Source organism: Acidisoma silvae, from assembly GCF_020618775.1.
Classification (GTDB): domain Bacteria; phylum Pseudomonadota; class Alphaproteobacteria; order Acetobacterales; family Acetobacteraceae; genus Acidisoma; species Acidisoma silvae.
The window spans coordinates 207,141-232,237 of sequence record NZ_JAESVB010000005.1; the positions used below are offsets into that span (position 1 = coordinate 207,141).

22 protein-coding genes are annotated in these 25,097 nt (G+C 66.0%); 4 read left to right on the top strand and 18 right to left on the bottom strand.

Translation table 11 applies throughout. The annotated features are described in order from the left end of the window. Window positions 1–3: 3 nt before the first annotated feature. The 8 genes from ASILVAE211_RS13475 to ASILVAE211_RS13510 form a co-directional block, all read right to left on the bottom strand. Window positions 4–1,791: a response regulator gene (locus tag ASILVAE211_RS13475; protein WP_227321848.1), complete on the bottom strand. Its 1,788-nt coding sequence runs from the start codon at window positions 1,789–1,791 to the stop codon at window positions 4–6. Beyond that, window positions 1,788–2,870 (bottom strand): chemotaxis-specific protein-glutamate methyltransferase CheB, encoded by a 1,083-nt coding sequence (gene cheB, locus ASILVAE211_RS13480; protein WP_227321849.1) that lies wholly within the window; start codon window positions 2,868–2,870, stop codon window positions 1,788–1,790. Before cheB ends, ASILVAE211_RS13475 begins: the two co-directional genes overlap by 4 nt. Continuing rightward, window positions 2,870–5,029 carry a hybrid sensor histidine kinase/response regulator gene (locus ASILVAE211_RS13485; protein ID WP_227321850.1) on the bottom strand — a complete coding sequence of 720 codons (2,160 nt, stop codon included), beginning with the start codon at window positions 5,027–5,029 and terminating at the stop codon, window positions 2,870–2,872. Before ASILVAE211_RS13485 ends, cheB begins: the two co-directional genes overlap by 1 nt. Window positions 5,030–5,045: 16 nt before the next feature. Continuing rightward, a complete protein-coding gene (locus ASILVAE211_RS13490) occupies window positions 5,046–6,746 on the bottom strand; it encodes a methyl-accepting chemotaxis protein (protein ID WP_227321851.1) in 1,701 nt (566 codons plus the stop codon). Window positions 6,747–6,811: 65 nt separating this feature from the next. Further along, complete coding sequence (locus ASILVAE211_RS13495; RefSeq protein WP_227321852.1) at window positions 6,812–7,309, bottom strand: chemotaxis protein CheW; 498 nt, start codon at window positions 7,307–7,309, stop codon at window positions 6,812–6,814. A gap of 22 nt (window positions 7,310–7,331) precedes the next feature. After that, on the bottom strand, window positions 7,332–8,732 hold the full coding sequence (locus tag ASILVAE211_RS13500) for a CheR family methyltransferase (protein ID WP_227321853.1): 1,401 nt from the start codon (window positions 8,730–8,732) through the stop codon (window positions 7,332–7,334). After that, the gene (locus ASILVAE211_RS13505; RefSeq protein ID WP_227321854.1) at window positions 8,732–9,304 is read right to left on the bottom strand and encodes a chemotaxis protein CheW; all 573 of its coding nucleotides are present in this window, start codon (window positions 9,302–9,304) and stop codon (window positions 8,732–8,734) included. The genes ASILVAE211_RS13500 and ASILVAE211_RS13505 overlap by 1 nt, the downstream gene beginning before the upstream one ends. A gap of 80 nt (window positions 9,305–9,384) precedes the next feature. Continuing rightward, window positions 9,385–9,606 (bottom strand): hypothetical protein, encoded by a 222-nt coding sequence (locus ASILVAE211_RS13510; protein ID WP_227321855.1) that lies wholly within the window; start codon window positions 9,604–9,606, stop codon window positions 9,385–9,387. Between the two features lie 165 nt (window positions 9,607–9,771). Between ASILVAE211_RS13510 and ASILVAE211_RS13515 the strand changes: the two genes are divergently transcribed. Both ASILVAE211_RS13515 and ASILVAE211_RS13520 read left to right on the top strand, forming a co-directional pair. After that, on the top strand, window positions 9,772–11,730 hold the full coding sequence (locus tag ASILVAE211_RS13515; protein WP_319799569.1) for a primary-amine oxidase: 1,959 nt from the start codon (window positions 9,772–9,774) through the stop codon (window positions 11,728–11,730). 91 nt (window positions 11,731–11,821) lie between these two features. Further along, window positions 11,822–13,231 carry an APC family permease gene (locus ASILVAE211_RS13520; RefSeq protein ID WP_227321856.1) on the top strand — a complete coding sequence of 470 codons (1,410 nt, stop codon included), beginning with the start codon at window positions 11,822–11,824 and terminating at the stop codon, window positions 13,229–13,231. A 196-nt stretch (window positions 13,232–13,427) separates the two neighbouring features. On the opposite strand, the gene ASILVAE211_RS13525 is transcribed toward ASILVAE211_RS13520, so the two are convergent. From ASILVAE211_RS13525 to ASILVAE211_RS13550, 6 genes are all read right to left on the bottom strand, one after another. Next, window positions 13,428–13,826, bottom strand: coding sequence for an FtsB family cell division protein (locus ASILVAE211_RS13525; RefSeq protein WP_227321857.1), 399 nt, complete (start codon window positions 13,824–13,826; stop codon window positions 13,428–13,430). 109 nt (window positions 13,827–13,935) lie between these two features. After that, a complete protein-coding gene (locus ASILVAE211_RS13530; protein ID WP_227321858.1) occupies window positions 13,936–14,343 on the bottom strand; it encodes an OmpA family protein in 408 nt (135 codons plus the stop codon). A gap of 115 nt (window positions 14,344–14,458) precedes the next feature. Beyond that, window positions 14,459–16,087 (bottom strand): thiol reductant ABC exporter subunit CydC, encoded by a 1,629-nt coding sequence (gene cydC, locus ASILVAE211_RS13535; RefSeq protein ID WP_227321859.1) that lies wholly within the window; start codon window positions 16,085–16,087, stop codon window positions 14,459–14,461. Further along, window positions 16,087–17,808 (bottom strand): thiol reductant ABC exporter subunit CydD, encoded by a 1,722-nt coding sequence (cydD, locus tag ASILVAE211_RS13540; RefSeq protein ID WP_227321860.1) that lies wholly within the window; start codon window positions 17,806–17,808, stop codon window positions 16,087–16,089. Before cydD ends, cydC begins: the two co-directional genes overlap by 1 nt. A 192-nt stretch (window positions 17,809–18,000) precedes the next feature. Next, window positions 18,001–18,504: a DNA starvation/stationary phase protection protein Dps gene (dps, locus tag ASILVAE211_RS13545; RefSeq protein ID WP_227321861.1), complete on the bottom strand. Its 504-nt coding sequence runs from the start codon at window positions 18,502–18,504 to the stop codon at window positions 18,001–18,003. A 66-nt stretch (window positions 18,505–18,570) separates the two neighbouring features. After that, window positions 18,571–19,596, bottom strand: a complete 1,026-nt coding sequence (locus tag ASILVAE211_RS13550; RefSeq protein WP_406566063.1) for a polyprenyl synthetase family protein — start codon at window positions 19,594–19,596, stop codon at window positions 18,571–18,573. Window positions 19,597–19,762: 166 nt separating this feature from the next. Between ASILVAE211_RS13550 and ASILVAE211_RS13555 the strand changes: the two genes are divergently transcribed. Beyond that, the gene (locus ASILVAE211_RS13555) at window positions 19,763–20,533 is read left to right on the top strand and encodes a tRNA1(Val) (adenine(37)-N6)-methyltransferase (RefSeq protein ID WP_227321862.1); all 771 of its coding nucleotides are present in this window, start codon (window positions 19,763–19,765) and stop codon (window positions 20,531–20,533) included. Here the strand turns inward: ASILVAE211_RS13555 and ASILVAE211_RS13560 are convergent. The 4 genes from ASILVAE211_RS13560 to ASILVAE211_RS13575 all read right to left on the bottom strand — a co-directional run bounded on the left by ASILVAE211_RS13560 (window position 20,530) and on the right by ASILVAE211_RS13575 (window position 23,541). Beyond that, the gene (locus tag ASILVAE211_RS13560) at window positions 20,530–21,156 is read right to left on the bottom strand and encodes an SCO family protein (protein WP_227321863.1); all 627 of its coding nucleotides are present in this window, start codon (window positions 21,154–21,156) and stop codon (window positions 20,530–20,532) included. The two genes, ASILVAE211_RS13555 and ASILVAE211_RS13560, sit on opposite strands and share 4 nt — an antisense overlap. A gap of 51 nt (window positions 21,157–21,207) precedes the next feature. Continuing rightward, window positions 21,208–22,206, bottom strand: a complete 999-nt coding sequence (locus ASILVAE211_RS13565) for an MYG1 family protein (RefSeq protein WP_227321864.1) — start codon at window positions 22,204–22,206, stop codon at window positions 21,208–21,210. A 114-nt stretch (window positions 22,207–22,320) separates the two neighbouring features. After that, window positions 22,321–23,040 carry a CBS domain-containing protein gene (locus tag ASILVAE211_RS13570; protein ID WP_227321865.1) on the bottom strand — a complete coding sequence of 240 codons (720 nt, stop codon included), beginning with the start codon at window positions 23,038–23,040 and terminating at the stop codon, window positions 22,321–22,323. Between the two features lie 297 nt (window positions 23,041–23,337). Beyond that, a complete protein-coding gene (locus ASILVAE211_RS13575) occupies window positions 23,338–23,541 on the bottom strand; it encodes a cold-shock protein (RefSeq protein ID WP_227321866.1) in 204 nt (67 codons plus the stop codon). A gap of 315 nt (window positions 23,542–23,856) precedes the next feature. On the opposite strand from ASILVAE211_RS13575, the gene ASILVAE211_RS13580 reads away from it, so the two are divergent. Continuing rightward, entirely contained in the window at window positions 23,857–25,095 is a 1,239-nt protein-coding gene (locus ASILVAE211_RS13580; RefSeq protein WP_227321867.1) for an aromatic ring-hydroxylating oxygenase subunit alpha, read from the top strand. Window positions 25,096–25,097: the final 2 nt, after the last annotated feature.

The window sequence follows — 25,097 nt, forward strand, 5'->3', positions numbered from 1 at the left end:
CGGTCATGCTCCTGCAATCGGCTGGCGCGGCGCTTCGGTCAAGCCTGCCGCGCCCATGGCAGAGGCCTGAGGCAGAGGTTGCCCCGTCTCATCCATCAGAGGCACCGCGATCTTGAAGGAGGCCCCGCCGAAAGGCGAGCGGCCGATGGTGATGGCACCCTGATGCGCCTTCACGACCGAATAGGCGATGGCCAGCCCCAGCCCGGTCCCGGACCCGATCGGCTTGGTCGTGAAAAAGGGCTCGAAAATACGCGCCTCGACGGCCTCCGGCACGCCTGGGCCGGAATCCTCGATCAGGATGACATAGTCCGGCCCATCCAGCGTCACGGTGATGTCGATCCGCCCCTCGCCCTCGATGGCGTCTGCGGCGTTGCTGACGATATTCATCACCACCTGATTGAGCAGCGCCGGCGAGCACCACAGCGTCGGCGGCGCGTCATAATGCCGGCCGACATGAATGCGGTCGCCGAGTTTCGGGCGCAGCAAGGTCAGGACCGTGTCGATCGCCTCGAAGATGTCGACGCTCTGGAAACCGCCTTCATCCAGGCGCGAGAACTGACGCAGGTTGAGCACGAGGTCGCGAATACGTTTCAGGCCCGCCCCCATGGCGGTCGCCCGGTCCTGCGCCTTGGCGATATAGCCGCGCGCTTTTTCGGTGGTGACGTCCTGACTGCCGATCTGGCCCAGAACCCGCTGCACCGTTGCCTGATGCGCCAGGATGAAGGCCAGCGGATTGTTGATCTCATGCGCGATGCCGGCCACCAGCTCGCCGAGCGAGGCCATCTTGGCGGCCTGCACAAGTTTCGCCTGGGTTTCGATCAGCTTGTCATTGGCAGCACCCAGTTCCGCATTGGCCTGGGTCAGCGCTTCCGTCATGCGGGCGCGCTCGACCGTGATGGCGCGGTCGCGGCGGTCGGCATCCGCCTGCGCCATCTCATCCTGCATCATCTTGCGGCGCACGATGGCGCGCAGGCGCACGCGCAGCAGCAGATGATCGTTCAAGGTCGGGATGAATTCGTCGAGACCGGCATCGAAGGCGCGGGCGAGCTTTTCCTTCGACACCGCGCCGTCGCGCTCGATGCCGATCATCAGGAAGGGCGCGGTGCTGCGCTCGGCCTGCTGCGCCCGCTCCTCCTCGCGCCGGGCATTGAGCACGCGGCAGGCGTCCACGCTGTCGAAACGACGCGGCGGCAGGCCGATCAGCACGCAGTCAACCGTCAGATCGGCATTGCCGAGCGCCGCGAGCGCGCCCTCCACGTCCGATGCGGCTTCCACCAAATAGCCTTCGCGCAGCAGGGTCGCGCTGTGGTCCGCAAGCCCGGCCGGATCGTCATCCAGCACCAGGAAGCGCAGGCGCCGGAAATGCGGCATCTCGTCGCCCGGCTCCTCCTGCATCGCCGGGCGTTCGCGCAGCAGGGCGCGAATGCGCAGGATCAGGAAATCGGGGTCGGCCGCCTTGGAAATATAGGCGTCGGCGCCGCTTTCCAGCCCCTCCCGCTCGGTCTCGACCTCCGCCGCTTCCGTCAGCATCAGCAGCGGAATGGAGCGCGTGCGGCTGTTCAGCCGCAACTGGCGCGACAATTCACCGCCCGACATGCCCGGCAGATGGAAATCGGCGATGATCATATCCGGCAGCCGGGCATTGAGCAGATCGAGCGCCGCCTCCCCCGAGGCCGCGCGCTCCACCTGAAAGCCGTGGGCCTCCAGCATGCGGCGGATCATGATCGCCTGGGTCTCGGAATCCTCGACCACCAGCAGGTTATAGACCCGTTCCGGAAGCGGGGCCGTCACCACGACGCGGGCTCCGCCACCGCGCGGCGCATGGTGTCGGCGATGCGGTCCAGCGGCAGCGACAGGGACGAGGCACCGATCCTGACCGCCGCCTGCGGCATGCCGTAGACGACGGCGGTGCTGTCATCTTCGGTCAGCGTCAGCGCGCCGCTGTGCCGCATGGCGAGCAGGCCCTCGGCGCCGTCCTCCCCCATGCCCGTCAGCAGCGCGCCCAGCGCGCGGGCGCCGCAAACCTCCGCCAGCGAGCGGAACAGCACAGTGCCGGAAGGGCGCTGGCTGCTGACCTGCGCTTCCCGCCCCAGGCGCAGCGTGCCGTCAGGCGACAGCGTCAGATGCTGGTCGCCGGGCGCGACATAGACCTGACCGGGCATCGGCATCTGGCCGGCGGTCGCAATCCCCACCTGGAGAGGCACGATCCCGTCCAGCCAGGCGGCAAAGCCGGGCATGAAAGCCGCGCCCATATGCTGGACGATCAGAATGGGAATAGGAAAATCAGCCGGCAATCCGCCCAGCACGCGGGCCAGAGCGGCCGGGCCGCCGGTGGAAGCGACAAGGCCGGCAATGGTCGGCACGCGCCGCCGTCCCGGTTCCGGATACGGCAACTGGCCGGACAGAACGGCCGGAGCGCGCAACGGCCGCTGCCGGATGACCGGCACCTGGCTCATGATGAAAAGCTGCGTGCAGATGGTCTCGGCAATTTCCGCGTGATGGACGTGGCTGAAACCCGCCGGCTTTTCCACCACCGACAGCGCGCCCGAGCGCAGCGCGTTCATGGAGATGCGGAGCGAGGAATCCTCCACCGCATCGGCGATGACGACGATGGGCGTCGGCATGCGCGACATGATGGTGCGGGTCGCTTCCAGCCCATCCATGCCCGGCAGGCGGATATCCATGGAAATGACGTCCGGACAGACCTCGCTCAGCGCCGCGATGGCGGCCTCGCCCGAGGGACAGACGGCACATACCTCCAACCTTGGGTCGGCCGCGATGATCATGCGCAGCAGCCCCTGGATGACGGGACTGTCCTCCACCACCATGACGCGAACCGGACGGCCGGGAAGAAAGCCAGCGTCAGACATCACAACAGCCGCCCGATCGCACCCAGAAGATCCTGCTGATCGAAGCTCTGCTTCGCGATATAGGCACCGGCCCCGAGATCGAGCCCGCGCCGGATATCGTCGGCCGCGTTGCGCGAGGTCATGATGATGACCGGAATGTCTTTGAGGGCGGCATCGCCCTTCATGATCTGCAAAAGCGTCAGTCCATCCATACGCGGCATTTCGACATCGGCCAGAACCAGGTCGATGCCGCCGGCACCCGCTTCATCCTGATCCGCGCTCCGGCTGCCCATCCGTCGCAGAACCTCGAGCGCGTCCATGCCATCGACCGCAACAACCACACGATACCCATGTGCTTCCAGAATCGATTTCTCCAAGGTCCGGCTGGTGATCGAATCATCCGCCACCAGAATGGTCCGCACCCGGCCGACCACATCCACAGGCGCGGTCTCGGCGGTGCCGGCCGCATCCAGCCAGCCGCCGCGCCGTCCCCAGCGCGCGAACAGTCCGTCGGGTGACAGCAGCGCCGCCGGCAGACCGCTTGTGACCATCACCAGTCCGGCCACGAGTTCGGTATCCAGCCCCAGCAGATCGGCGCTATGGGACAGGAAGCGCCGCGCGTCCTGAAACTGATCGACCGCCAGGGCCAGGCACTGGTTCATAGCACCGCTCTGAATGACGGCGAGCTTCACATGACCGTCATGGATCGGCAGGCTGGCGCGGCCCATGCCTAGCAGATCGCCCAGCACCGCGACGGGCGCCAGTTGCGGGGAACCACCCGGACCGTCGACCGCCACGCACATCTGGCCGGCCAGAGGTTCGATCCGGCCCACCGGCACGCGCAGCAGGCGGACCAGCGCCGCGGCGGGCATGGCGACCGTGACCTCGGCCACATCCAGCAGGATGGCATATTGGCGGACCAGCAGCAGCGGCACGGTGATTTCGACCGTCGTGCCCCGGCCGGTGGCAACCGGCATCATCCGCGCCGCGCCACCCAGGCCACGCGCGGCTTCGGCGACGATGGACAGGCCCATGCCCCGCCCCGACAGCTGGCCGACATCGGCGCGGGTGGAAAAGCCGGGTTCGAAGACCAGCGCCAGCAGCTGATCGGCGCCGGCATTGCGCGCACTGGCTTCGGTCAGCAGACCCAGATCGACGGCGCGGGCGCGAATGGCCGCCAGATCCGGCCCCGGCCCGTCATCCGTGACGCGCACGGTCAGGGTGTCGCCACCGCTTTGCAGGGCGAGTGTGATGCGGGTCGCGGCCCGCAGGCCCCGCGCACGACGCTTGGCGACAGTCTCGCTGCCATGGCTCACGGCATTGCGGAGAAGCTGCAGAACCGGATCTTTCAGCGTCTGTAAGACCCGCCGATCGGCCTGCAGGCCAAGACCCTGAAAGTCCGGCTCGGCTTCCACCCCTTCGTCGCGCGCGATTTCGCGCACCATGCGCGCCATCGGGCCGAAGATGGTCTCGGCCGGCACCAGGCTCATGCGCTCGACATCCTCGCGCACGCGCCGCAGCGCCTCATCCAAGGCCCAGGCGGAATCCCTGAGGTCATGCCGCATGAGGGCGGATTGCCGGGTGGCCTGCGCCAGTTCGCTGACCACTTCCAGCAATTGCGGCGGTGCGTCGGCGCGACCCAGCATGGGTTCGATGGCGCGGCGCGCGCGGCGCACCAGTGCTTCGATCCCCGCCAGCCGGTGCTGCAAGCCGTCCTGCCGTTCCACCGCCTGCGCGAGCTGGGTGGCGGCGACGATCAGATCCGTCACCTGCCCGGCCTCGATCCGCAGATAGCCGTGCACCGTCTCGTCCCGGCCGCCAGCGCCGGCATCCGGTTCTGCCTCGCCGTCGCCGAAGGCCAGCTCGATCACCGTCTCGACCTCATCGAGCCCGTTTTCGAGCGCTGCGATGCGGTCGCGCGACAGACCGCGCCCGGCCTCGATCACGCTGGCCATCTGCGCTTCCAGCTCATGCGCGCGGCTTTCGACCTCGGGCAGGTCGACGGCGCGCGCCGCCCCTTTCAGGGAATGCAGGCGGCGGAAGATATCTTTCAGATCGGCGCGCTCGCCCCGCCGCGCCGCGCTCAGCGCCGCGCGCACCACCGTCAGATGGTCGCGATACTCGATCGCGAAGGCGTCGAGCAGTTCCTGGCGCAGATCGGCGGGGTTGACGGGCGGCATCGGCGTCCCTCGCCGCTCAGATCTTGTAGCGGTCGCCGAGGATCATGAGCTGGCCGGCCAGTTCCGCCAGGCTGCTGGCGGCGACATCCAGTTCCCGCGTGCCGGCCGCCGTCTGCTGGCTGGCCTGACGGATATTCTGCAACGCGCCCATGACCTGTTCGATGCCGATCTGCTGCTGATTGGTGGAGGCGACGATCTGCTGGAAGGTCTGCACGCTTTCCTGCACGCTGGCGGTGATCGCCTCGATGGAGCGTTCCGTCACGTCCGACCGCTCACGCCCGATCGCCACGCGCTTGACCGCCTCTTCCGTCATCATGACCGAGCCGTTAATGCCGCGCTGGATTTCACCCAGCAGCGAGCGGACCTGCAAGGTCGCTTCCTTGGCCTGATCGGCCAGCACCTTCAGTTCGGAAGCGACGACCGCGAAGCTGCGCCCGTTTTCGCCGGCCGCCGCCGCTTCGATGGCGGCGTTCAGCGCCAGCAGATGCGCGCGTTCCGAGACGTCGTTGACGGTCGAGATGATCTCCCCGATCGCCTGGGTCTTTTCGCTCAGCGCCACGATATTGGTGGCCACGACCTCTCCCTGTTCGCGGATCGCATCCATGGCCCGCACGGCCTCGCCCACGGCATTGAGTCCGTTGGCGCTGGTCTGCACGGCCTGTTGCGCGACCTGAATGACCTCCTGCGCGCGGGCGGAAATGCGGGCGCCGGAATGGGTGATTTCATCCGCCGTCGCCGCCGTTTCCTGCAACGCCGCCAGTTGCTGCTCCACACTCGCCGCCTGTTCCTGGGTCGAGGCGCGTATCTGCGCGGCGGAGGCGTTGAGCGTGCTGGTCAATTGCCGGCTTTGTAGGCTGAGGTCGCGCAGGCTGTCGGCCATGCCGTTCAGCGTGCGGCCGAGCCGGCCCAGTTCATCACGGCCGACGCGCAATGGCTCCCCGGTAAGATCGCCCCGGCCGATGCGGTCGGCAAAGCCGATGAAGGCTTCCAGCGGACGGATGATGGACCGCAGGATGATCCAGGCGACCAGGACTAGCAGCAGAACCGCCACGATGACCGCCCAAATCAGCAGCGTGCGGCCTTCCGCATAAAGTTCGCTGATGCGGGCAATGCCGGCCGTGCTGCCCGCCGCCAGCGAATCAACCGCCTGGGACAGCGTCTTTCCAAAAACTTTGTTGTCATCGACGAGCTTTGGTTCCGCCCCCATGACGCTCAGGGAATCGCCCTGTTCGACGGCATTGAACTCGGTCGTCGAATCCACCTGCAACTGCTCGAACTGGCGCTGCGCCTGTTGCAGAATGGCCGTGATGCTGCGCCAGCTATCGGCCCGGATGGTATTGCCGAGGGCGGCCGCCTGCTGTTCGTTCTCCGTGGTGACGGTCACGGTCTGGTTCAGCTGCGCGCTGAAACCGGCCGCCAGGCTTTGCCATTGCGTGATCGCTTCTGCGATGGCCGAGGGCGTGGCATCCGGATTGACCGGCGCCACCGTTTCCTTCTCCTGCATGAAATCGACGATGATGGCGCGCCGGCCTTCCAGCAGCGTGATCTGCCCCTGAAGGATGTTCTGAAAGGACCGATAGGCCCAGATATCGTGGTTGATGATGGCGACCGTCGTATCCCGCACCGTGCCGATGCGGTTGAGCGCAAAGACGCCGACGCCGATCAGCAGCAGGATGCTGATCAGGAAGCCGAGGAAAAGGCGGGCGGCGATGGTCACGGCAGTCACTCCACTCGTCTGAAACAGCAGCGCGCTGCCGAAGGATGATCGGTTATGAGCAAAGGTCAGGGATGCCCGCCCGCGCTGGCGCGGCCGAAGCGGCGGCGCAAGCTTTCGGGGTCGAAAAGGGCAACCCATTGGCCGTCGAGGTCGAACGTCGTGTCACCGGCCAGATCGAAGCGGCCGAGCACGCGGTCGACGGCCAGCGCCATATGCGGCGCGCTGCCGCGTAGCAGCAACAGATGCGCCGGGGCCGGTGCCGGGCCGCCGGCCTCTCCCGCCGGCTGCGTGACGACGCGGGCCAGACCGATGACGCTATAGAAGCGGCCGGCCCGGCCGACGACACCCAGCACCGCAGGGTCGCTCACCGGCATCCGCGCGCAGCCTTCGAAGGGAATGACGGCCGCAACCTCGGCAACGTCGAAGCCAAGCAGGTTTGACCCCACGGAGGCGATGATAAGGGCGCGAAGCGCCTGTGTCTGGCCCTGCCCGTCCTTGCGTTCGGCCAGCGCGCGGGTGCGGCGGTCCAGGATCAGGGCCGCGCGTTCTTCCTGTCGATTCACGAAACCTGCCCCTCCTTGTTCATCAGCCGCGCCATGCCCTTAGTCGCAATCTGACCTGCTCGACCAGTTCACGCGGGGTCAGCCCATCGCTTTCGGGCAGAACCGCATCCTGCGGCAGATCCGTGCAGAGCCTGATGACCTGCGCCATGCTGCGCCGGCCGCTTTGCGGCACAGGACCGTCGAGCAGCAGCAGGCCGAGATGGTAATGCGCCAGGACCATGTCGCCAGCAAGATAGACCGCCCGGCGCAGCGCGGCCTCGGCAACGGCTGCCTGACCGCCGGCCTGGGCGATGATGCCGTCATACAGATGCAGCCGGGCGTCCAGCGGATCGGCGTCGATCGCCAGCCGGCAGGCGCTGGCGGCCTCCGTCAGACGGCCGCCATTGGCCAGAGCCCGAATGACGGCGAGCGGCGGCGCCATGCGGCGGCCGGGTTCGGCTGTGGGCCGACCGGCCGGTGGCGGCGAGATCGGCAAAGGCGGCCCTGACGATGCGGGCGGCACCGGCCGCTCGGGCGGCAGGATGGGCTGCCAAGGAACGGGCGCCGCCGCCGCTTCCGGCTGGTCCGGATGCCGAAAGGCTATGGTGCCCTTCAGCTCGACGATGCGCAGGTGACGCGGCAGGGCCGCGATGGCGTCCGAATGCCCCACCATCAGCCAGCCGGTGGGGGACAGGCAGCGGGCCAGCGCGGCCAGCGTCGGCGCGATCCGGGCCGGGCTGAAATAGATCAGCACATTGCGGCACAGGATGAGGTCGAAATTGGCCCAGTCGACGCTCCCGCCCTCCACCGGCAAATCGAGCAGGTTATGCTGGGCGAAGCGCAGCCGCAGGCGATGACGGTCCGCGATCCGCCAATGGCGGCGGTCGGGCATGGCCGTGAAATCCCGCGCGCGCTCGGCCGGCGGCATGCCCCGCAAGGCCCAGTCGCTGAAGATACCGGCCCTGGCCTGGTCCAGCGCGCGAGCGCTGAGATCGCTGCCGACGATCTCGATCGTCCAATGGCGCAGATCCTTGCCCAGAAGGCGTTCCAGCAGGATGGCGATGGAATAGGGTTCAGCGCCCACGGCGCAGCCCGCACTCCAGATCCTCAGCGAACGGCGATGGGCATTGGCCCGGATGAGGTCGGGAAAGATGACGTCGCGCAGCGCCGCGAACTGGTCCTGATGGCGGAAAAAGAAGGTTTCGCCGATGGTGATCTCGGCTTCCAGTTCCTGCCACTCGGCCGGCCCGCGCCGGGGCTGTTGCAGCAGCGCCAGATAGTCCGAGAAGCTGCCGCAGCCGGTCGCGAGCAGCCGGCGGTCCAGCCGGTCACGCAGCAGATAGTCCTTGTCGATATAATAGTGATGGCCGGTGCGGGCGATGATGGCGTCTTTCAGCGCCGCGAAGCCTGGATCCTCCGCAGGGTCTGGCTTGGGCGCCAGCATCAGCCTGGCTCCGCCGGTTGAAAGAGCGCATCCCGGCTGCTGGCGCGGGCGGCGAAGGCCAGTAGCTTTTCGCGCTCGTAAAAGGTCAGCAGGCGCTGGACCGACAGAAGCGGCACCAGCGCATCGCCATGCCTGATTTCGGCTTCCACGCAGCCGTTGAAACTCTCGCCAGGTGGCACCGGCTGGGGCGGTTCGGCCGCCAGCCTGTCGGTGACGCGGTCGACGCAGAGCGCGAAGCGCGCGTCGCTGCCCTTGGCCGGCAGCAGGAGAAGGTGATGATAGAGAGCGGTACCCTCGGCCGGTCCCGACAGGCCGAGCAGGCCCGCCAGCGGCAGCACGAAAACGGCCTGCCCGGCCAGAGAAAAGGCGCCGGCCAGGATCGGCGGCGCATCCGGCACGGCGGCCAGACGCGGCAGCGGCAGGATTTCCACCACCTCGCTCTGGCGCAGGGCAAGGCTATGCCCCGCGACGCGGACAAGCAGAACGGTGATGGCGGCAGCTCCGTCGGGCTGGGCCAGGGCGGTCGGGCTCATGGCGCTATAGTGGCACGGCTGCCCTGTCTCGTCGCCCATGCATTTCGCGCAGCCACAGGCTGCGCGAAACCGCGCAACGCTTCTTTGTCAGGCAGTGCCGCCGCCGGACTAGGCAGGCGTCAGTGCCTGCCCTTCGCCGGGCGCGCCGCCTGCTCCGTGCGGAAGCGGTCGCTGTTCGGCTGGCCCTTCGGCTCATCCTCGGGCTTCACCTGCGGCGCGTGATGCACCGGGGTCGGCCGGCTGTCAGACTCGCCACCCGCCGATTCCGCCTGCGGCTGATGGTCGGATTTGGGCGCTCCATGCGCCTTTTGGTGGCTCGCGCGATCTGAACTGGCTGTCATGGCAAGAGTCTCCTGAAGCTGGAACGCTCTCGATATGGGCGCATGCCAGCGCTTTGCCAGGGGTTCGGCCCGTTATCAGGACCGCCCGCACAACGAATGGCACGGGCTTTGCTTGGATACAGTTTGACCGCTGCGGCGGATTTCTGTTCGTGAGGAGAACGGCCTGTGGATGACATCGCGTCTGTCGCGTCCTTTTCTGCGGCGACAATCCCCGCCTATCGCGCGCTGCTGGAACCGCTGAACCCGGCCGAGATCCGCGCCGTTGTCGCCATCATCAAGGCCGATGCCGCTTTCGGCGATGCCGTTCTGTTCGAAACGATCGAGGCGATGGACCCGCCGAAAAGCGCGGTCGTGAACGGATCGCCGCTGGATGAAAGCGGCGCCCCGATCAGCCGCCGCGCGCGGGCGAATGTCTTTCACGGCGACGTGGACGGCGTCTGGAAACTGACCGTCTCGCTCGACGACAAAGCCATCCTGACACGCGCCTATGTGCCGACCGCGCGGCCGATGATCCAGCTTGAGCAGTTCATGCAGGTGGAAGGCTGGGTGAAGGCCGATCCGCGTTTCATCGCCGCCTGCGCCGGGCGCGGCATTACCGATATGGAAAAGGTCTGCGTCGATCCGTGGTCGGCCGGCAATTTCGGCTATGCCGAGGAAGACGGCCGCCTGCTGTGCCATACCTTCGCCTGGCTGCGTCTTTACGAAGACGAAGCCTTCTACGCCCATCCCATCGAGGGGCTGAATGCGGTGGTGGACGTCAAGAGCGGAGAAGTCATTCGCGTCGATGACCGCCCCGGTCCGCCGATCCCGATGACGGAAGTCAATTACGACAGCAAATTCCTGACCGATACGCTGCCGCCGTTGAAGCCTTTGAACATCGTGCAGCCGGACGGCGTCAGCTTCACGCTCACCGGCCATCACCTGGCCTGGGATCGCTGGGCCTTCAATATCGGCTTCAATGCGCGCGAAGGCCTGACGCTGCATGACATTCGTTTCGACGGACGGCCGCTCGTCAATCGCGCCTCGCTGGTCGAAATGGTGGTGCCTTACGGCTCGCCCGATCGCGGGCATTTCCGCAAGAACGTGTTCGATATCGGCGAATACGGCCTGGGCAAGCTCGCCAATTCGCTGAAGCTCGGCTGCGACTGCCTGGGCGTGATCCAGTATCTGGACGCGCATATGAATACCATGACCGGCGACATCTTCTCGATCGAGAAGGCGATATGCATTCATGAAGAAGACAGCGGCATCCTGTGGAAGCACTGGGATTTCCGCACCGAGCGCACGCAGGTGCGCCGTGGCCGCAAGCTTGTCGTCTCCTGCATCTGCACCGTCGGCAATTACGAATATGCGCAATATTGGTATTTCAACCAGTCCGGCGAAATCGAGTTCGAGATGAAGGCGACGGGCATCATCAATACCGTCGGCATCGAACCCGGCAAGCCCAGCAAATACGAGACCGAGGTGTCGCCCGGCGTCGCCGGGCAGATCCATCAGCATATCTTCTGCGCGCGGCTGGACATGGCAATCGACGGCGAGAAGAACACCGTCGTCGAATGCAATACGCAGGCGGAGCCGGCTGAGAGCAATCCGTACGGAAATGCTTTCTTTGAGACACAGACGGCCTTCAAAACCGAACAGGAGGGCAGCCGCCGCGCCAATCCGGCCAGCCAGCGCTACTGGAAAGTGACCAATCCCAGTGTCACCAATGCCGTCGGCCAGCCCACCGCCTATAAGCTGATGCCGACGAATACCGTGACGTCTTTCCTGGTGCCGTCAGGGCCTTCCGGAAGCCGTTCCAATTTCGTCGAAAACCATCTCTGGGTTTCGGCACATGACGCGGAAGAACGTTATCCGGCCGGCGATTTCATGAACCATTCGGATGGGCGCGGCGGCATCAAGGACTTCGTGGCGCAAGACCGCGCCATCGAGAATGCGAGCGTCACGCTCTGGCATGTGTTCGGGCTGCATCACTCCGTGCGTGTGGAGGACTTCCCTGTTCAGCCCTGCATTTCCACCGGTTTCAAGCTGATGCCGACGGGCTTCTTCAACGGCAATCCGGCGATCAATGTCGCGGAATCCGTCAATAGCGAAAGCCGACATGCGGGTTCATGCTGCGCATAATTTTCGCAGACGAAAAATTTTTCTTGCATTCGAGAAACCCGAAAACCGATACTCCCATCGTCATCACGCCATTTTTTGAGGAGACAATCTAATGGTGGCCGCCACCGACATAAATGGCGCTCCGGCTAAAGCGCAGCTGAAGCATGGTGCCTTGAGCCTGCTCGAAACGATCGGCCAGTCCATCGCCAATATCGCTCCGACGCTGACGCCCGCACTGAACATCACCGTCGTGGCCGGCCTGGCCGGCGTCGGGTCTTGGCTCTCCTATCTCATCGCGACGATTGGCCTTGTCTTCGTCGGTGCCTGCATCGCGTCCCTTGCGAAGCGCCACCCAGAAGCCGGTTCCTATTTCGTCTATATCGGCCGCAATTTCGGCCCGATGACCGGGGCTCTGGCCGGCTGGGCGATGATCCTCGCCTATCTCACCACCGCCGTCGCGGTCGTTTTCGGCTTCCCCATCTTCCTGTCGAACTTCCTGACGGTCTTCCACGCCAGCCTGTCGATGCCGGTGCTGGTGCTGTTCACCGTGCTGTTCCTCGGCCTCGTCACCTATGCCGCCTATCGCGATATCCAGATGTCGTCGCGCGTCGGCCTGGTGATGGAGACGCTGTCCATCGGCATCATCATCCTCATCACCGCCGTCGTCGTCGGCAAGCACGGCACGGTTGTGGACTCCACCCAGTTGAACATTACCCACCTCAAGTTCGGCGGCGTGATGTCGGCGCTGACCTTCGCGGTCTTCAGCTTCGTGGGCTTCGAAAGTGCCGCCACGCTGGCGAAGGAATCGGCCAATCCGCAGCGCAACGTGCCGATCGCCATCATCGGCAGCGCGGCCGTGGCCGGCACCTTTTTCTGCATCCTGTCCTACTGCATGGTGATGGGCATGGGCGACAATGCCGCCGCCATCGGCAGCAGCTCCTCCCCCTTCGCCGATATGACGAACAAGGCCGGCCTGTCCTGGGCCGCCGCCGTGGTCTATTTCGCCGCCATGATCTCGGGCTTCGCTTGCGCGCTGGCCTGCATCAATGCCAGCTCGCGGATGCTCTATTCCATGGGCCGCTACCAGTTCCTGCACCGCTCCATGGGTCTCGTCCATGGCGTGCATAAGACGCCGCATGTCGCCGTTCTTGCCTCGGCGGCGATTGTTCTCGTCCTGGTTCTGGCGCTGCTGCCGGAAGGCTTTCTGAACGGGTTCGGTCTCACCGGCACCATCGCGACCTACGGCTTCGTCGTCGTCTATCTGGGCGTCTGCGTGACGGCCCCGGTCGATCTCTACCGTGCCGGCAAGCTGCAAGCGCAGCATATGCTGTATGGCATCGTCGGCACCGCCCTGATGGCCTTCGTCATCTACGGCAGCGTCGTCCCTTACCCGGAAGCACCCTATAACTGGCTGCCGCCGATCTTCGTCGCCTATATGGTGATCGGCTTCATCTGGTTCTCCATCCTCAAAAGCAAGTCGCCGCAGACCCTGCGCCTGATCGCCGAGGATATGGAGGGCTGATCAGCCGCCGCATCCGACAGCAAAAAGGGGCCGCAAGGCCCCTTTTTCTATGGTCGAGCACTCATCAGGTTGTCACTGAAACACCGTCATTCCCGCGAAAGCGGGAATCTTCTCCCTTTGGCAGTGCGACAAGGCGGAGAAGATGCCCGCCTTCGCGGGCATGACGGCTGGGAGTCGCATCAATCCAAAGCGGAAGCTACTGCCCGGCCGTTGTCGGCTGCATGGGCACGGGCGCCGTCACCGAGCCAGGGTCGGCGGCGGGCAGGCCATTGGCGGGCGTGCCGTTGCCCATCATCACCACGCGGTCGGCGGGGTCGACGAGGTTGAGCATGCTGCGGGCCTGGCCATCCAGCGCGTCCAAATCAAGCGTGCGGCCGCCGATGCCCTGGATACGGTTCTGCCATTGCGCGACGTCCTGATTGGCATGGGCCAGCTGCACCTGGGCCGCCTGTAGATCGAGCCGGTCCTGCTGCTGGGCGACCAGACCGCGATCGCCGCGCGTCGCGTTCCAGGCGAAATAGCCCGCCAGCGCGAGGAAAATGAGGGGCGGAATGCCGGCCCGCACGCGCCGCTTGATCGAGACCGCAAACGACATAAGGTTCCACTCCAGGAAGACGCGCTATCCTGTTGCCTTCATGCCGTTTTCGGGGTGCCGGGCGCAAGCCTGCAATAAGGCCGGCGCCCGCAACGCGATCAGGAAATGTTTAAAAACCGGCGTGGATGATGTCGATCTCCACCCGCCGCGCCTCGATCGGGCTCAGCTCGTAGCTGGTGGCACCCCGCGCCATGCTGGTGACGCGCGCCGCCGGCACGCCGTCGGCCACGATCTGGTTCAGCACATTGCTGGCCCGCTGCTCGGACAGCGCCTGATTGGCGGCATCCGTCCCGATGGTGCTGGCAAAGCCCACCACTTGCACGGTCGCGGCCGGGTCTTTCAAAGCGGCCTGCGCGGCCTGGGAAACGACGGCCAGCCCCTTGGCGTCCAGCGTGGCGCCCCAGGGGCTGTAGAAGACGACGAATTTCGGCTCGGCCGGATGATATTGCTGGCTGACCGCAGCGCAGCCGCTGAGGCCGATCAGGGACAAGGCGAGAAAGGCGGCTCTGCGGCGCATGAAACAGGCTCCATACTGGGTTGGCGCGATGGGGCCTGACTGCGCGCCCTCCGTCAAGGGAGGCCCGCGTAAAACCGTGCGGTTTGAAGGAACTAAAGCCTGATCCGTTGCGACGTCAGGCCGTTGCCGCCACGGCATGATGGCCCGACAGGCGCCAGATGCGGTCCAGCTTCTCCACCCCCAGCAGCCGATGCGCGATGAGAACGAAGGTGCGGCCACGGCCGAGATCGTTCAAAGTGGAGAGGAAGGCCTGCTCGGTTTCCATATCCAGCCCGGCGCAAGGCTCGTCCAGGATCACCACCAGGGCGGGGGACAGCAGCACGCGCGCCAGCGCCATGCGCCGGCCCTGGCCGCCGGAGAAGCGATAGCCGCCCTCGCCCACCCAGGTATCCAGCTTTTCGGGCAGCGCACGTACCATGTCGCCGATCTGCGCGGCATCCAGCGCCGCCCATAGCGCGCGCTCATCGGCGTCCGGCCGGGCCAGCAGCAGATTGGCGCGAATGGTATCGTCGAACAGATGCGTCGCCTGGCTCAGCAAAGCGATGCGGGACCGGAGCTCCGTCGCTTTCAGCTCGGTGATATCGACGCCGCCGAGCAGAATGCGGCCTTCCTCGGGCTGCACCAGCCGCAGGGCAAGCTGCGCCAGGGTCGATTTGCCGGAGCCAGATGGCCCGAGAATGGCGACGCGCGATCCGCTGGGAATCTCCATCGTCAGCCCGTCCAGCACCGGCGTGCGCGCGGCCTGCCAGCGGAAGCGCACGCCTTCGAAGCGCAGAGTCGAATCGCGCGGCAGCGGCTGCGGCTCATCCAGGTCGGCCGAGGTCAGCGGCGCCGTCGCGGTCGCCCGCACGCGACGGGCGCCGGCCATAGCATAGCCCGCGAGCGCGCCGGCGCGCGGCAGGCCGCCCACGGTCTCGAAAGCCGCAATGGTCAGGAAGGCCGCCGCGACAGCGGCGGGCGCCGGAGCGCCGAGACCGACCAGCACCGACAGAATGGCGGCCTGGGCCAGCAGGAAGGAGGCAAGCTGCGCGAGCCGGGCGGATTTCGCGACATCGCGCTGGGCCGCCAGCAGATTGGCCTCCCGCGCCTGCACGGCCGCCAGCATGCGGCCTTCGGCTCCGAAGACGCGGACCTCACGCAGGCCGGTAATGGCGTCCAGCACCGTGACGCGCAGATTGGACAGATTGACCGCCAGCCGCTCCCCGGCCGCAGCCGTCGCGCGTGCTGCCAGAACCGGCAGCAGGAAGGCCGAGACCGCGAACAGCACGCCGACGACAAGGGCCAGAATCGCGCTATGCAAGGCCAGCACCACGACCAGCACGGGCAGCACCAGAACCGCGCCCGCCAGCGGCACCAGGATGCGGGAATACAGACCGTCTAGGGATTCGACATCGCTGACGGCGCGGCTCAGCACATCGCCGCTGCGGGCCAGGCCAAGCCCGCCAGCCAGGCGCTGGGCAATGCCGGAGAAAAACCAGACGCGGACATCGGCCAGCGCGCGGAAGGTCGCCTCATGCGTCACCACGCGCTCGGCATAGCGCAGCACGACGCGGGCGACGCCGGTGACGCGCAGCAGCACGGGGGCGGCGATAACACCGGCCACGACCGCCGCCGCCGTCAGGCGTCCGGCCAAAGCCATCATCAGCAGGCCGGCAAGCACCGCGAGCAGCGACAGAATGATGCCCGCCGCCATCCAGCCGGTTCTGGCCTTCCACAGACGGAAGATCGGCAGAATATCCTGCATCAGGCGACTCCCTTCTGCGCGTCGCCCAGCAGCAGGCGGCCCGCCGCCATATTGAGGCGGCGGCCGGTCAGCATATGCGCCTGGGTGGAATGGCTGGCCATGATGACGGTGCGGCCGACGGCCAGCCGTTTCAGGCTTTCCAGCACTTCCGCCTCGGTCGCCGGGTCCAGATGCGCCGTCGGCTCATCCAGCAGCAGCAGCGGCGCGTTTTTGAGGAAGGCGCGGGCAATGGCGATGCGCTGCACCTGTCCGCCCGAAAGGCCGAAACCGCCCTCGCCCACCATGGTGTCCAACCCGTCCGGCAATTCCGCGATGACGCTGTCCATGCTGGCCAGCCGCACGGCCTCGGCGAGTTCAGTCGCACTCGCCTCCGGCTTGGCGAAGCGGATATTGTCGCCGATCGTGGTCGCGAAGATCACCGGCTTCTGGCCGATCCAGGCCGTCAGGCGCGCCAGCGCCTGTGGCACGATGCTGGTCATATCCATGCCGTTCAGCAGAACGCGCCCGCTATCGGGGCGGACGAAGCCGAGCAGGATTTCGATGACGGTGGATTTGCCGGCGCCCGAAGCCCCGGCCAGAATGACGGCGCCACCCGCCGGCAGACGAAAGCTGACACCGTCCAGCGCCGGACCGCGCGCCTTGTCCCAGGTCAGATGCACATCCTCGAAAGCGACGCTGATGCCATGCGCCGCGACCGTCACCGGGGCGGCGGCCGGCGGTTCCGCGACAAAGCGGGGATCGGTTTCACCCTCGGGCAGCACGATCAGCGCTTCCGCCGCCGCGATGCCGGCGCCGCGATCCTGATAGGCGAGCGCGAAGGCGCGCAGCGGCGCGAACATCTCAGGCACCAGCAGCAGCAGGAACAAGGCCCGGCCCGATTGCGCCGCCATCTCCGCCCCATGGGCAGCGTGCAGGATGAGATCGCCCTGCTGGATGGCAATGCCGATCAGCGCCACGGCCGCCGCCAGGTCCAGCGCGGTCGAGGACAGGAAGGCCGTGCGCAGCACGCGCATGGTCCGGACGCGAAGCTCGTCGGCGGCGACGCGCAGGGCGGCCGCTTCGTCTTCGGCGCGGCCTGCCAGCACAATGGTGCCGATGCCGCGAATACGATCCAGAAAGCGGGATTCCAGCCGCATCATGGCGGCCAGCTGCGACCGCGCGGCCAAGCCGGCGCCGATGCCGGCTATCGCCTGGGCGAAGGGCACGAAAATGCCGCAGGCGGCCAGGATGAGGGCTGAGACGGGGTCGGCGATGGCCGCGACGACGACGATCATCACCGGCGCCAGGATGGCCATCAGCGCCGCCGGAATCCAGCGCGCGAAAAAGCCGTCCAGCGCCTCGATACGGTCGACCACGATGCCGGCCAGATGGGCGCTATGGCCCTGGCGCAGCAGGCTGGGACCGATGGACAGCAAACGGTTCAGGGTTTCGCTGCGCAAACGACGCCGGCCGGCGGCGCCAGCCGCGAATCCGGCCGCGTCGGCGCCCATCATCATCAGGCCGCGCAGCACAGCGGCGATGCCGAAGATGATGGCGGCCAGAAGCACCGGTTGATCGTCCCGCACGATGAGCGCGCGCAGAAGATCGGCGGCGGCGGCGGCCTGAATGACGCCGAAAAGCGTGCCGAGGAGACCGAACACGATCGCGCCCGACGCCGCCTTGCGGCCCTGCGCGCTCTGCTGGCGCAGCCAGGCGGTTGCAGCTTTCTTTTTTGCGTCCATGCTTTGGGCATAGCGCGAAGCGCCCGGCCTGCCCAGCGCTCCCATCGGGTGATTTTGCTACAATATGGTTAGGTTACGGGGCGGAACGATACGAATTGGGGTGAAAGCCCCCATGACGTCACGCCAAACGAAACGGGCCGGATCTTGCGATCCGGCCCGTCCGACAACAGCCAGCGTGAAAGCCTGACGGCGTTACGCGGGTTCCTGCGTATGCGCTTCCAGGAACCACAGCGCCTTGTCCATGTCGCGCGACGCGGCCGTGAAGATATCGGCGGTATCGGCGTCACCGGCTTCGGCGGTGTCGTCGATCGCCTTGCGGGTCGCATTGGCCACCAGACCGTAACGCTCGATCAGCGCCGCGAGGTGATCCTCGATCTTGTAGATATTGGTCGGATAGGCCGGAACGGTGGACTGCGCCGCCACCACCTGCGTGGTGCCAAGCGCGGTGCCGCCAAGCTGGGCGACGCGTTCGGCAACCGTATCGACATGCTCGTCGATCTGGTCGCGGAAACCGTCCAGCAGCTCATGGATCATGATGAAGCGCGGACCCTTGAGGTTCCAATGCGCCTGCTTCGTGATCAGCGCGAGGTCGATCATATCGGCCAGACGCGCATTGAGGATCTCGATCGCCACCGTCTTGGCATTACTTTCGAGATCATTACGAGTTTTGTGGTTATGCATCGGCTTGGCAGCCATGGAAGTCACCCTTTTCAAAAGCGGTCAGCGAAGCTCAGGCAAAGGTGGGTCCGCAATCCGGTCGCGTCAATGGACCCGCTGAATCGTGTAGGTCGCGACATCCGTCAGTGCATCGCGCAGCGCGGAGGGCGGAAAAATGCTCAAAGCCGCCTGGGCGCTGCGCACGAAGCCGGCCGCGCGCTCCACCGTTCTGGCGATGGCGCGATGACGCTCCAGCAATTGCATCGCATGCGGCAGATCCTCGTCGGTCTGGGTGCCGTCTTCCAGCACGCGGCGCCAGAAGGCGCGCTCCTCCTCGGTCCCATCGGCATAGGCGATCAGGACCGGCAGGGTCACTTTGCCTTCGCGGAAATCGTCGCCCACCGTCTTGCCGAGCACAGCCTGATCGGCTGCGTAGTCGAGCGCGTCGTCGACCAGCTGGAAGGCGATGCCGAGATCCTGGCCGTAGCTGGCGAGCGCGTCTTCCTCCGCCAGCGGCCGGGCCGCCACCACCGCACCGACCTGGGCGGCGGCCGAGAACAGCGCCGCCGTCTTGCCGCGCACGACATCCAGATAGCGCTCTTCCGTCGTCGTCAGGTCATGCTGGGTGACAAGCTGCAACACCTCGCCCTCGGCAATGGTGGCCGAGGCGGTGCAAAGGATGCGCAGCACATGCAGCGACCCGTCTTCCACCATTAGCTGGAAAGCGCGGGCGAACATGAAATCGCCCACCAGGATCGGCGTCTTATTGTCGAAAATGGCATTGGCGGAGTCGAGCCCCCGGCGCAGCCGGCTTTCATCCACGACGTCGTCGTGCAACAGGGTCGCGGTATGGATGAATTCGACACAGGCGGCGAGATGGACGTGTCGCTGGCCGCCGGCATAGCCGCACATGCGCGCCGCGGCGAGCGTCAGCAGCGGGCGCAGGCGCTTGCCGCCGGCCGCCACGATATGCGCCGCCACCTGGCCGATCAGCGCCACGGGACTATCCATGCGGCTGACGATGGCTTTGCTGCAGGCCTCCATATCCGCCTGAAGCAGGCCCGCCAGCTTGGTCAAAGCGTCGCGCGGTGCGGCCTGGTCGTGGTTGGAGGGTGTAACCTCGGCACTCATGTCCAAACTGAAGCCCTTCCTGACGCAAATCGACGGAAGCCCGAAATCGGTGGGCTCCGCCTGCCGGCTCATCGCCGGCCGCGTTCGCCATCGCACAAAACGGCCGCTGTCGCTACCACCCCGCGCCCGGTAGGTGTTGTTCGCAGCCGCGTGGCCCCGGTGCGCCATGACGGATGACACGGCGGAGGCCCCCGCCACCCAGGGATTTCTGCTCGGCGGCCGCGTGCGCTACGCCCAGCCGAAAGATGGCTATCGCACCGGGATCGAGCCGGTATTCCTGGCCGCCAGCGTCCCGGCCCGGCCGGGCGAGCGCGTGCTGGAAGCCGGAACGGGGGCTGGCGCGGGTCTGTTATGCTTGGCGCATCGGGTCGGTGGCCTGCACGGCACCGGGCTTGAGATCGAGCCCGCCATGGCCCGGCTGGCGGCCGAGAATTTCGCGGCCAATGCCTGCCGCGACCTGACCGTCGTCTGCGCCGATGTCGCGGCAAGCCCGCTGCCCCGCCTGCTGGGTGCCGAACCCTTCGACCATATCCTCAGCAATCCGCCCTGGCATGACGCGTCCGGCACGCATCCGGCGGATATGCTGCGCGAGCGGGCGAAAATGGCCGAGGATGGGCTGCTGGACCGCTGGATCGGCCGTCTGGCCCCTCGCCTGAAGCCGCGCGGCAGCATGACGCTGATCCTGCCGGCCCGTGCAGTCCCCGAAGCCATGACGGCGCTCGGCGCCGGGGGCTGCGGGTCGCTGGTGCTGTTCCCGCTCTGGCCGCGTGCGGGACGCGAGGCGAAGATGCTGCTGATCCAGGCGATCAAGGGTGGCCGGGCGGAATGCCGGATGCTGCCGGGGCTGACCCTGCATGACGGACCGGCCTTCACCTTGGCCGCCCATGCCGTTCTGCGCGAGGGCGCAGCAATAGACCTGCGCCGCAGCGCGGCCTAGCTGGCCGTCCCTTTGCCCATGGCCTCGCGGATGGCCTTGGCCATGCCGGCCGCGTCCAGCTGGGGCGGCAGGATGGCGACGGCCTCCCCGCGCGGGTTCATGAGATAGAAGAACGCCGAGTGATTCATCAAATAGGCGCCCCCGCCATTCGGGATCGGCTGCTTTTCGGCGAAAACGCGGAAATCATCCTCGGCCGCCGCGACTGCGCCCGGATTGCCGGTCAGGCCGCGCAGGCGCGGGCTGAACAGCGCCACATAGCGGGCCATGACAGCGGGCGTATCGCGCGCCGGGTCCACCGTGATGAAGACCGGCGTGACGGCATTGCCGGCGGGGCCGAGTGCCGCCAATGCCTGCACGGCCTTGGCCAGATCGGTCGGGCAGATATCCGGGCAGAAGGTGTAGCCGAAATACAGCAGCGTCCAGTGACCGAGCAGGTCATCCTGGGTGAAGGGCTTGCCGCTGGCGGCGTCGACCAGGGCAAAGGGACCGCCGACCGCAAGACCCGTACCCGCACCCTGGCGCCACAGGGCCATCAGGCGCGGAAAATGCGCCGGACCGATCAGGCTGACGGCACCGACTGCCAGCAGAATCGCAGCCAGGAGAGCCAGGGAGAGGCGTCGCAAAAACCTGATCATGCCGCCCGTCTGATCCCCCAGCGCCACGCCGATGGACGTTCAGCCGGCGTCGGGCGCCGTATCGGCGGCGGCGGCAGCTTCCGCCTCGCCGATCTTCAGCGCAAGGCGGGCCATGGTCAGCGCGCCGTCACGGCTTTTGGCCGAGGCCACGAAGCGGCGCACATGCACGAAGACCGCATCCGGCACGCCGGACGCGGCGGCCAAAGCGGCAGGCTCCAGCCCCGCCCAGGCGGCCGGCAGCGGCACGCGCTGGGCGAAAGACCCCTTCTCCGGCGGCATGGTATCGACCATCCAATTGCCGTTGGAGGCCTGGCTGACGGAATAGATGACCGGCAGGTCGTGGCTGAAGACCGTGTTCTTCCAGGGCATGCCCTGGTCCAGCACCAGAATGCGGGGATCTTCGCCCGCCGCATGGGCGGCCAGCACGCGGCCATCGGCCAGATGGCGGGCGCGCAGCCCATCCACCCGACGGCGCAGGAAACCGGCCGCGAACTCTGTCGCTTCCAGGAAGGCGGCGTCGCCGGCCCCCGGACCATTGGCGGAAGGGCTGTCCCAAGTCGGATTGAAATCGCCGATCAGCCGGCCGAGGCTGAGGCCATCATCCTGCAACGGCCCACGGGTGGAGACGCCATTGTCCAGCTCGTCGATGCGGCGCAGCACGCTTTCGTCCAGCTCGCCCGCGATGGCCTCGGCCATGCCGGGAACGGCATCGGGGCCCAGCAGGGCGGCAATCGCCCGCACGCCGTAGACCTGCCAGATCAGGCCGGCGGCGGAATAAGGCGTGCCGTCGGGGCGCGTCGGCGCTCCGCGCTGGTGATGGTCAAAGCGGCTGACCGCAGGGTCGAAGATGGTGCCGACGTCCCAGACGATATCGCCCGATTCGATGATCTTGGAGTCGCGCGTGCGCACAAGGCGGTGGTCCTGCCCTGGCGCCGTCAGGCCGAGCGCAAGCTTGAGCACCCCATAGGCAAAGACTTCGTCACAGTGGAATTTGCCGCTATGGGTGACCAGAAGCGGGCGCAGATCGCCGGAAGACATAAGGCAGGTCCGATACAGAAACGAGCGTGAGCACTGCCTATAGACGGCGCCCGCCCTGCCGCACAGCCCTGGCTGAGGCGCAACCTTTGGCCAGCCGTGACAGTCCCGCCTCCATCATGGTGCGTAGATGGACCCCGTCATCGGCTCCACAAAGACCACCTTGTCTTCCACGCTGATCACGCCTGGAACCGTCTCCACCGCCACGCGGATGGCCGTGCGCAGCCTTTCGTCATGGATGACGCCTTCCAGAGTGGCGATGCCCGCATCGACGCGAAGATCGACATTGCTCTGCGCGAACCAGGGCGCGGCATCGAGGGCAGCATGGATTCGCGCCTCGATCTCGGCGTCCGACGTGGCGCCCGGCGGCTCGATGGCCGCCAGGCGGCGGCCCAAAGCCGCTACCAGATCGGAGCGGGAGACGATGCCGATCAGCCGGCCGCCCTGCTCCACCGGCACGCGGCGGATGCGATGCTGTTCCATCAACCGGATCACCTCGGGCAACGGTGTATCGCCTGTCACGGTGACCACGACCTCGGTCATGATATCGCTGACCCGGCGGCTGTGGCTGCGGATATAGTGCGTGATCTCCTCGCCACCGCCCATGAGAAGTTCCAGAAAATGCGTATGCTTGCGTTTGGAACCCTGCTCGGTCCCGGTCTCGATCCGGTGCAGCAGGTCGCCTTCCGTGACGATGCCGGCAATGGCCCCGGTTTTCGTCACCACCGGCACGCCGGACACACGCCCGGCGACCATAAGGCCGATCACGGCATCGATCCTGGCCTCGGGCCCGACCGTTTCGACAGGCGACGTCATGATATCGCGGGCTTGCAGCATCATCCCCTCCTTGGCCGCAGCGGGAAACCGATCCCGCGCGCGCATAGGATTGCTACATCCGCGCAATGGATGTCGCCTTGATATCGATCAATCGGGGATGACGACGAGAATGCGTGACGCGGGCCTTTCGGCCGCCGGTCTTATCTCTGTCGAATTCTATGCTTTGACTTGAAGTAATTGAGCCTGCCGAGACGTGAGACTTCTCGAACCAGCTAATAAAACACGCGAAATTATTCTGCAAAATCCGGAAGAATTACGACCCGCGGCGGCGCGCCACGGGCCGCTTTCCTTGATGGATCAGACCTTGAGGTTCACGGCTGCCATCTTGCCCTTCTGGCCGCGCTCTAGATCGAAGCTGACCTGCTGGCCTTCATTCAGACCGCCAAGACCGGCGCGCTGAACGGCGGAGATGTGCACGAACACATCGGCGCCGCCGTCTTCCGGCTGAATGAAGCCATAGCCTTTGGTCGCATTAAACCACTTAACCGTGCCAACCGACATCGGGTCTCTCCTCGCACCTGGCAACCCGCAACATGCGGGCCGAACTGACTTTTGCTTTGGGGGGAGGCGCGGCGCGCGGAAACCCGCATACCGAAACACTTGTAGCCCAGGATCAAAAGCGCCGCCCGAATCTATGACCGGTTCCGCAGCCGATGGCTAGGTGGAAATCGCGGGGCGACGGCGGAAAAAACGACCCGGTACGGAAATTCGATAACCATATGCACAAATGCGATTTGCAGGCCTGCCCCCAGATCATGTCATCTTGGTCGGTCACTGCGCCCGATCAGGATTGCGTAGGAAAGCGGAGAATTGATGATGGCTGAGTATGGTCGGATCAAGGCTGCCCTGGAAGCGCGCCCGCCGCGCCATTCCCTGCCGCAATATCTGTACAATGATGATGCGGTCTTCACCTTCGACCAGAAGGCGATCTTCCATCGCAGCTGGATCCTGATCGGTTTTGAGGTCGAATTCCCGACGGCCGGCAGCTACCAGTCCCTGAAAATCGGCGGCGCGCCCATTCTCGTCATTCGCGGCAAGGACGGCGTGCTGCGTGGTTTCCACAACACCTGCCGCCATCGCGGTGCCGAGCTTTGCCCCGAAGGCAAAGGCAAAAGCGCCCGTCTGGTCTGTCCCTATCATCAATGGACGTACGACACCGCCGGCAAGCTGATTTTCGCCGGCCGCATGGGCGATGATTTCAATGCCGCCGACCACGGTCTGGCGCCGGTCCATGTCCAGACGCTGGAAGGCACGGTCTATGTCTGCCTGGCCGAGGACGCGCCCGATTTCGAACCCTATGCCAAAGCCGTGGCGCCGATGCTGGCCGCCCATAATCTGAAGGACGCCAAGATCGCCCATGAGGCGACCCTGATGGAAAAGGCGAACTGGAAGCTGGTCATGGAAAACGCGCGGGAATGCTATCACTGCGCCGGCCGCCACCCCGAACTTGCCGTTACCTTCCCGATCTATGCCAAGGGCAATTTCGAGACGGTCAGTGATCACGAGGCGAATTTCGACGCGCGCATGGCCGAACTGGGCCTGCCCAGCGCCCCGGTCGAGGCCGATTGGTGGCAGGCGGCGCGTTTCCCGCTCAACGAAGGCATGGTCTCCATGACCATGGACGGGCAGCCCGCCGTCGCGAAGTTGATGTGTCCGATCGGCGACGGCGATATCGGCAGCCTGCGCTGGGCGCTGGAGCCGCACAGCTTCTGCCACTCCTCCGGTGACTTCACATTCATGTTCACCTGCATTCCCATCAGCACGAAGGAAACCCTCGTACTCGGCAAATGGCTTGTCCATAAGGATGCGGTGGAAGGGGTGGATTACGACCTGGACAACCTGGTGAAGCTTTGGGACGTCACCAATATGGAGGATCGCGATCTTTGCGAACTCAATCAGCGTGGCGTCGACAGCCCGGCCTACCGCCCCGGCCCCTATTCCGAAGTGGCCGAGTCCCTGGTGCTGCGCTTCACCGACTATTACGTCACGAAGGCGCTGGACTATATCGACGCGGTTGAGGGCGAAAGACAGCTTGCCGCCATGGCAGCCGATTGAGC

Bases quoted from the DNA above. Each gene is read 5' to 3' on its own strand.
- dps (WP_227321861.1), bottom strand. From the start codon at position 18,504: ATGGCTGCCAAGCCGATGCATAACCACAAAACTCGTAATGATCTCGAA.
- ASILVAE211_RS13550 (WP_406566063.1), bottom strand. From the start codon at position 19,596: ATGAGTGCCGAGGTTACACCCTCCAACCACGACCAGGCCGCACCGCGC.
- ASILVAE211_RS13500 (WP_227321853.1), bottom strand. From the start codon at position 8,732: ATGCTGGCGCCCAAGCCAGACCCTGCGGAGGATCCAGGCTTCGCGGCG.
- ASILVAE211_RS13530 (WP_227321858.1), bottom strand. From the start codon at position 14,343: ATGCGCCGCAGAGCCGCCTTTCTCGCCTTGTCCCTGATCGGCCTCAGC.
- ASILVAE211_RS13580 (WP_227321867.1), top strand. From the start codon at position 23,857: ATGGCTGAGTATGGTCGGATCAAGGCTGCCCTGGAAGCGCGCCCGCCG.
- ASILVAE211_RS13510 (WP_227321855.1), bottom strand. From the start codon at position 9,606: ATGACAGCCAGTTCAGATCGCGCGAGCCACCAAAAGGCGCATGGAGCG.
- ASILVAE211_RS13520 (WP_227321856.1), top strand. From the start codon at position 11,822: ATGGTGGCCGCCACCGACATAAATGGCGCTCCGGCTAAAGCGCAGCTG.
- ASILVAE211_RS13485 (WP_227321850.1), bottom strand. From the start codon at position 5,029: ATGCCGCCCGTCAACCCCGCCGATCTGCGCCAGGAACTGCTCGACGCC.
- cydD (WP_227321860.1), bottom strand. From the start codon at position 17,808: ATGGACGCAAAAAAGAAAGCTGCAACCGCCTGGCTGCGCCAGCAGAGC.
- ASILVAE211_RS13575 (WP_227321866.1), bottom strand. From the start codon at position 23,541: ATGTCGGTTGGCACGGTTAAGTGGTTTAATGCGACCAAAGGCTATGGC.
- ASILVAE211_RS13565 (WP_227321864.1), bottom strand. From the start codon at position 22,206: ATGTCTTCCGGCGATCTGCGCCCGCTTCTGGTCACCCATAGCGGCAAA.
- ASILVAE211_RS13555 (WP_227321862.1), top strand. From the start codon at position 19,763: ATGACGGATGACACGGCGGAGGCCCCCGCCACCCAGGGATTTCTGCTC.
- cydC (WP_227321859.1), bottom strand. From the start codon at position 16,087: ATGCAGGATATTCTGCCGATCTTCCGTCTGTGGAAGGCCAGAACCGGC.
- ASILVAE211_RS13570 (WP_227321865.1), bottom strand. From the start codon at position 23,040: ATGCTGCAAGCCCGCGATATCATGACGTCGCCTGTCGAAACGGTCGGG.
- ASILVAE211_RS13505 (WP_227321854.1), bottom strand. From the start codon at position 9,304: ATGGGCGACGAGACAGGGCAGCCGTGCCACTATAGCGCCATGAGCCCG.
- cheB (WP_227321849.1), bottom strand. From the start codon at position 2,870: ATGTCTGACGCTGGCTTTCTTCCCGGCCGTCCGGTTCGCGTCATGGTG.
- ASILVAE211_RS13525 (WP_227321857.1), bottom strand. From the start codon at position 13,826: ATGTCGTTTGCGGTCTCGATCAAGCGGCGCGTGCGGGCCGGCATTCCG.